General features: G+C 70.9%; 6 protein-coding genes. 4 read left to right on the forward strand and 2 right to left on the reverse strand.

The annotated features are described in order from the left end of the window. Positions 1-302: 302 nt before the first annotated feature. The 3 genes from ACIGXP_RS12485 to ACIGXP_RS12495 all read left to right on the forward strand — a co-directional run bounded on the left by ACIGXP_RS12485 (position 303) and on the right by ACIGXP_RS12495 (position 4,310). A complete protein-coding gene (locus ACIGXP_RS12485) occupies positions 303-1,682 on the forward strand; it encodes an NAD(P)/FAD-dependent oxidoreductase (RefSeq protein ID WP_399767208.1) in 1,380 nt (459 codons plus the stop codon). A gap of 131 nt (positions 1,683-1,813) precedes the next feature. After that, positions 1,814-3,466 (forward strand): SpoIIE family protein phosphatase, encoded by a 1,653-nt coding sequence (locus ACIGXP_RS12490; protein ID WP_399767210.1) that lies wholly within the window; start codon positions 1,814-1,816, stop codon positions 3,464-3,466. A gap of 55 nt (positions 3,467-3,521) precedes the next feature. Further along, positions 3,522-4,310, forward strand: coding sequence for a class I SAM-dependent methyltransferase (locus tag ACIGXP_RS12495; protein ID WP_399767213.1), 789 nt, complete (start codon positions 3,522-3,524; stop codon positions 4,308-4,310). A 91-nt stretch (positions 4,311-4,401) separates the two neighbouring features. Here the strand turns inward: ACIGXP_RS12495 and ACIGXP_RS12500 are convergent, their stop codons facing one another. Next, entirely contained in the window at positions 4,402-5,685 is a 1,284-nt protein-coding gene (locus ACIGXP_RS12500) for an MFS transporter (RefSeq protein ID WP_363215677.1), read from the reverse strand. 110 nt (positions 5,686-5,795) lie between these two features. Here ACIGXP_RS12500 and ACIGXP_RS12505 point away from each other — a divergent pair, with 110 nt between their 5' ends. Beyond that, a complete protein-coding gene (locus ACIGXP_RS12505) occupies positions 5,796-6,347 on the forward strand; it encodes a MarR family transcriptional regulator (protein ID WP_363215678.1) in 552 nt (183 codons plus the stop codon). Positions 6,348-6,635: 288 nt separating this feature from the next. Here ACIGXP_RS12505 and ACIGXP_RS12510 read toward each other — a convergent pair. Next, positions 6,636-6,890: hypothetical protein (locus tag ACIGXP_RS12510; protein ID WP_399767216.1), on the reverse strand; the 255-nt coding region annotated here is incomplete at its 5' end.

Below are 6,890 nucleotides of genomic sequence, written 5' to 3' on the forward strand. Positions count from 1 at the left end.
GTCTCGACCGGGTCCGCCCGTCGCGGCACCCGTTCAACCACATTCCCTACACCCCGTCGACACACGAACATAGTTGAGAGGAAGTCAATTCAGAAGGGGCAGGTTCCGCACAGTGCGCCCCCCGATCGGAGTACGGGTCTCGTACGTCCCGTTTCCTCACCTTCGATCCGCCTCGCCCGCCCCCGCTGACCTGCCCCCTTTCGTCCCGCCCGGACACCGCACCCGGCCCGGCGTACACCCGGCCGCCAGTCACACAAATTGCCGGGGCTGTGGACAAACACCTGCGCCGGGTGCGTCATGGGATGGTGAAGGAACGTGCGCGCATTCTCGTTGTCGGCGGCGGCTACGTCGGGATGTACACGGCCCTGCGTCTGCAGCGGAAGCTGAAGGGCGAGCTCAAGCGGGGTGAGGCCGAGATCACCGTCGTCACCCCCGACCCCTATATGACGTATCAGCCGTTCCTTCCCGAAGCAGCCGCGGGCTCGATCTCCCCCCGCCATGTCGTCGTACCGCTGCGCCGCGTGCTGGACCAGTGCCATGTCGTCGTCGGCGAGGTCACCTCCATCGACCACGCAATGCGCACGGCTGCCGTCCACACGCTCGCCACCGCCGAGGAGGGAAAACCGGCCGAACTCCTCGGCTACGACGAGCTCGTCCTCGCCCCCGGCTCGGTCTCCCGCACGCTGCCCATCCCCGGCCTCGCCGAGTACGGCATCGGCTTCAAGACCGTCGAAGAGGCCATCGGCCTGCGCAACCACGTCATCGAGCAGATGGACATCGCCTCCTCCACCCGCGACCCCGCGATCCGCGACGCCGCCCTCACCTTCGTCTTCGTCGGCGGCGGCTACGCGGGCGTGGAGGCCCTCGCCGAACTGGAGGACATGGCCCGCTACACCGCGCGCTACTACCACAACGTCCGCCCCGAGGACATGAAGTGGATCCTCGTGGAGGCCTCCGACCGGATCCTGCCCGAGGTCGGCGCCGAGATGGGCCGCTACACCGTCACCCAGCTGCGCCGCCGCAACATCCAGGTGCTCCTCGAAACCCGCCTGGACTCCTGCGCCGACCGCGTCGCCGTCCTCAGCGACGGCCAGCGCTTCCCGACCCGTACGGTCGTGTGGACCGCCGGCGTCAAAGCCCACCCGCTGCTCGCCGCCACCGACCTGCCGCTCACCGACCGCGGCCGGCTGAAGTGCACCGCCCAGCTGACCGTCGACGGCACGGAACACGCCTGGGGAGCGGGCGACGCGGCGGCCGTACCCGACGTCACCGCCGCCGAACCCGGCACCGAGACCGCGCCGAACGCCCAGCACGCCGTACGCCAGGCCAAGGTCCTCGGTGACAACATCGCCCATGCGCTGCGCGGCGAGCCGCTCAAGACGTACGCGCACGCATACGTCGGCTCGGTCGCCTCGCTCGGCCTGCACAAGGGCGTCGCCCAGGTCTACGGGCGCAAGCTGAAGGGCTACCCTGCCTGGTTGATGCACCGCGTCTACCACCTCAGCAGGGTTCCCACCGTCAACCGCAAGGCCCGCGTCCTGGCGGAATGGACCCTCGCCGGACTCTTCAAACGGGAGATCGTCTCGCTCGGTTCACTCGAACATCCGCGAGCGGAGTTCGAACTCGCGGCCGGTGGAAAGCCTCCTCACAGCCCCTCGGACAACCCGAAGGGGTCGTCCTGACCGGACCCAGGAACTCCCCGGCCCGCCCAGGCGTCTGACCGATGTCGCCGCGGCGCCGCCCCTGCCAGACCGCCCCACGTCCGCGGACGGGCCACCCACCCGCCCACAGCACCCACGAGGCTTCTTCCCAAGTGAACTTCACGCGCTGGAGCGCCCGGCTCCCCGGAACGCAGCGCCGCGCCGCCGCGCGGACCGATACCCCGGTCTCCCCGGACCGGCGGGGGGAAGGCTCCGTGCCCGCGGCCCGCGCCGAACACCCGGCCGACGGCACCTCCCCGGTGCACCCCGTCGACGAACTGCCCGCGCGTGACGTCCTCGACCGCGTCCCCGCCCTCGTCGCGCTCGTGCACGGCCCGGACCACCGCATCGGTTACGTCAACGACGCCTACACCGCGGCCTTTGGCGCACGGCCCACGGGCACACCCGCGCGGGAGGCGCTCCCGGAACTCGCCGAACTGGGCCTGCTCCCGCTCCTCGACCAGGTGCTGCGCAGCGGCAAGCCCCGCACCCTGAAGTCCCGCAAGGCCGTCGACGGCCGCTCCTACACCTTCACCTGCACCCCCGTCGCCGAGGACGGCGACCGCGACGGCGGCGTGCTCGTCTTCGCCACCGACGTCACCGACCACGCCGAGGCCGCCGAGCGCCTGCGCGCCAGCGAACGCCGCCAGCGCGAGACCGCCGTCACCCTCCAGCGCTCCCTGCTCCCACAAGAGCTGGAACAGCCCGACGACCTGCGTATCGCCGCCACCTACCAGCCCGGCGGCACCGAGGCCGCGGTCGGCGGCGACTGGTACGACGTGATCACCCTCGGCGGCGGCCGCACCGCCCTGGTCATCGGCGACGTCATGGGGCGGGGGGTGCGCGCGGCGGCGGTGATGGGCCAGCTGCGGACGGCCGTGCGGGCGTACGCCCGCCTCGACCTGCCCCCGCACGAGGTGCTCCAGCTCCTCGACGGCCTCGCCACCGAGATCGACCCCAACCAGATCGCCACCTGTGTCTACGCCGTCCACGACCCCAACGAGGGCCGCCTGGTGTACGCCTCCGCCGGGCACCTGCCGATCCTGGTCCGCGACGAGAACGGCACGGTCTCCCGCGCCGACGAACCCACCGGCCCGCCGCTCGGCACCGGCGGGTGGATGCACTCCTCCGGCTCCATCGCCCTCGGCCCCGGCGCCACCGCCGTCCTCTACACCGACGGCCTGGTCGAACGCCGCGACGAGGACCTGGACGAGGGCATCGCCGCACTCGAAGGCGCCCTCGCCGGCGCCACCGGCACCCCGCAGGTCGTCTGCGACCGCCTGGTCCGCTCGGCCGGCGTCACCGCCGACCACGACGACGACGTAGCCGTCCTCGTCCTCCAGCACCCCGCCCGCACGGGCCCCGACGGTGATCTCTTCCGCAACGCGGCCCTGGAACTCCTCGGCGGCGTCGAAGCCGCCCCCCGCGCGCGTGCCTTCGCCTCCGGCGTCCTCACCAGCTGGCGCTTCCCCGCCGAACTGCACGACCTCGGCGTCCTCGCCACCAGCGAACTGGTCGCCAACAGCCTCCAGCACGGCACCCCGCCCATGCGGTTGCGCCTGCGCCGCACCGACCGCCGGCTGATCATCGAGGTCACCGACGGCGACGACCACCTGCCCCGGCGCCGCCGCGCCGAACCCGGCGACGAGTCCGGCCGGGGCATCGCGATCGTGGCGACGATCGCCTCCAGCTGGGGCTGCCGCCGCACCCCGGGCGGCGGCAAGGCGGTGTGGTGCGAGTTCGTCCTGCCTAAGGTGAAGCCCTGACCGACTGCCGCGCCCGACCCTGCGGCGGTCGCACGCCCGTGTGAGAAGCGGACCCATGACAGACACGCACGGCAGAAGCGAAGGCCCCGAGGCGTACGACACCCACAGTGCCCCGATCATGGGCCCCTTCGTGGCCGAGCTGCTGGACGCGGCAGATCTCCGCCCGGGGGACGCCGTCCTCGACCTCGCCTGCGGTACGGGCTTCGCCGCCCACGCGGCCGCCGCACTGGTCGGCCCCACCGGCCGGGTGTCGGGCGTCGACATCGACGAGGGCATGATCCGGGTCGCCCGGGAACACCGTCCCCGCCTCTACCCGGACATCGACTTCACCGTGTCCCCCGCCGACCGCCTCCCCTTCGAGGACGCCACCTTCGACGCGGTCCTCTGCCAGCAGGGCGTCCAGTTCTTCCCCGACCTCGACGCGGCCCTCGCCGAGACGGCCAGGGTCGTCCGCCCCAAGGGCCGTTTCGCGGCGACCGTCTGGGCCCCCGTGGACCGCCAGCCCTACTTCCTCGCCCAGCAACGAGCCCTCCAGCAGTACGGCGGCCCCGACGCGCCCCGCTACTTCGCGCGCGCCTTCTCCTGCTCCGCCGAGCGGCTCACCACCGCCCTGCGCACGGCCGGCTACGGCGACACCGCCCACCGCGAGGTCACCTTCGGCATCGCCCTGCCCCCGCTGGACGAGTACGCCCACGGCCACCTCGCCACCCTCTGGGGCGGCCTGATCACGGAAGCCGGCGGCGAGGAGGCCCTCACCCGGGCCGGCGAGCTGATCCGCGACCAGCTCGCCGGCCACACCGCCCCGACGGCACGGCGACGCTCCCCTTCACCGCGATCCTGCTGACGGCGACCCGCTGACGGATACGCGGAACGGCCGCCACCCGAAGGCGACGGCCGTAGCCCCAGCGCACAACTGGGGCACCACCAGTGGAGCGCTATGCGGCAACCGGCTCCGCGGGCGCTTCGCCACGGGCGACCACCCGCGACCCGCGCGCCGGCCACGGCTGGTCCTGTACGACGGTGAGCCGCCGCCCGAGCCGCAGCGCCAGGACGGTGATCCCCAGCGAGAACAGCAGGAAGGTCACGATGTACGGCGCGTGCAGCGAGGCGCCCAGAGGCCCGCCCACCGCCGGTCCGACGGCCAGCGCCAGCTGCTTGACCAGCGCGAACGCCGAGTTGTACTGCCCGGCCATGCCCTCCGGTGCCAGATCGGCGACCAGCGGCGCGACCGTCGGCGACAGCATCGCCTCACCCAGTCCGAACAGCGCGTACGTCGACACGAAGGCGGCGGTCGCCATCTCCTGGCTGCCGTGCCCCAGCCCCGCGTACCCGGCGGCCAGCCAGGCGACGGCCCAGATCAGACCGACCCCGGCGATCACCCGGGACCGCCGACGCCGCTCCACGAACTTCAGCACGGCGAACTGGGCGACCACGATCATCAGCGTGTTCGCGGCCAGGGCCGTCCCCAGCGCGGAGGTGGATATCCCGGCGGCCTCGACGCCGTACGCGCTCAGCCCCGACTCGAACTGGCCGTAGCAGGCGAAGAACAGCACGAAGCCCAGCACGCACAGCTGCACCATCGCCCGGTTTCCGAGCAACTGCTTCCAGCTGCCCTTCGCCGAGCCCGCGGGAGCCTCCTCCATACGCGGCGAGTGCGGCATCCGCACCGTCGCCATCACCCCGACCAGCAGCAGGAACATCGCCGCCTCGATCGCGAACAGCAGCGTGAACGACGACACGCGCGTGGTGTCGACGAGATGACCACCGATGAGGCCGCCCATACCGAGCCCCAGGTTCTGCAGGAAGAACTGCATCGCGAACGCCCGCGACCGGGTGTCGGCCGAGGAACAGTCCACGATCATCGTCGCCAGCGCCGGCTGCATCACGGCCTGGCCGGCACCGAGCGCCGAGGCCGACAGCAGTACGGCGGCGGCACTGCCGGCGAGACCCAGGCTCAGGGCGCCGAGCGCGGCGGTGACCAGGGCGGCGAGCAGGACCGGCAGCGGGCCGCGCCGCACGATCGCCCTGCCGGCGAACGGCAGGACTATCAGCGCGGCCACGGCGAAGACGGCGAGCACGAGTCCCGCCGTCATGGCCCCCAGCCCCCGCACCTGCGCCACATAGACGTACAGGTACGGGACCGTGAAGCCGAGCCCGAATGCGCTGAGTGCGTTGCCCACGTGGATCCGGCGCATCGCTGCGCCCATCGCCCTGGTCACGTTCACCTCTCTCACTAGTTAGGAGTGAAGACTTCGAAGCTAAAGTTCGAAGCTAAAGAGTACACATCGAAGGACTTCAAGGCAAAGGCGCTGCGTGCGATACTGCGGGCATGGCCGACACCGCCCCCGACGTCACAGAGCCGACGCTCGAAGAGCAGATCGCCGCCTACCAGCGCGAGTTCCGGGACCTCGATCCCCAGGTCGAGAAGATCGTGTCGGCGCTGTCCCGGCTCAACCGCCGCATGAACGTCGCCTACGGCCGCCAGACCTCCGCCCTCGGCATCAGCAACGCCGAGTGGGAGGTCCTCAAGGCCCTGGTGCTCTCCGGCGCCCCGTACCGGATGGGCCCCAGCGACCTCGCCAAGCGCCTCGGCCTCACCCCGGCCGCGATGACCCACCGGATCGACCGCATGGTCTCCGAAGGACTGGTCACCCGTGAGAGGGACGAGTCCAACCGCGTGCGGGTCATCGTCGAGCTGACCCCGGAGGGGCGGGAGAAGTGGCTGGAGGCAATGCGCCTGGCGACCGTCTTCGAGGAGGACCTGCTCCAGGACCTCACGCCGGCGGAGCGAGCGGTCCTCGGCGAGGTGCTGACCCGCCTCCTGCGCAGGGTGGAGCACGCCCAGCCGGATGCCGGCGGCCGTCTCAGCGACCTCGACTGAGGGCGCGGAAAAGATCTTGACAGGGACCGGTTGACACGGCTCTCCCCGTTCCGTAAAGTTCTTCGGGTTGTCAGGGAGCCGTAACGGTTCCGCAGCAACAACTGAGCCGCCCCGAGCGGCACCCCTCACACCATCAGCATGATCTCCCGCACGGGTTGTATTCGGCGTGCCCGAATTCAATTCGAAGGGAAGCCCGGCGGTCCGATTGGGAATCGCCGAGCGGATCCGCTAAGGTTTGAGACGTCGGAACGGCCCAACGGCCGGGAAGACAAACCCGCTGACTGGGAGTCAGACGCCGAAAGGATCTGATAGAGTCGGAACCGCCGGAAAGGGAAACGCGAGAGCGGGAACCTGGAAAGCACCGAGGAAATCGGATCGAGAAAAGATCTGATAGAGTCGGAAACACCGAAGGGAAGCGCCCGGAGGAAAGCCCGAGAGGGTGAGTACGAAGGAAGCGACCGTTCCTTGAGAACTCAACAGCGTGCCAAAAATCAACGCCAGATATGTTGATACCCCGTCTACCGGATCCTTCCGGTGACGAGG

It is taken from the genome of Streptomyces sp. NPDC053069 (assembly GCF_044546895.1).
GTDB lineage: Bacteria > Actinomycetota > Actinomycetes > Streptomycetales > Streptomycetaceae > Streptomyces.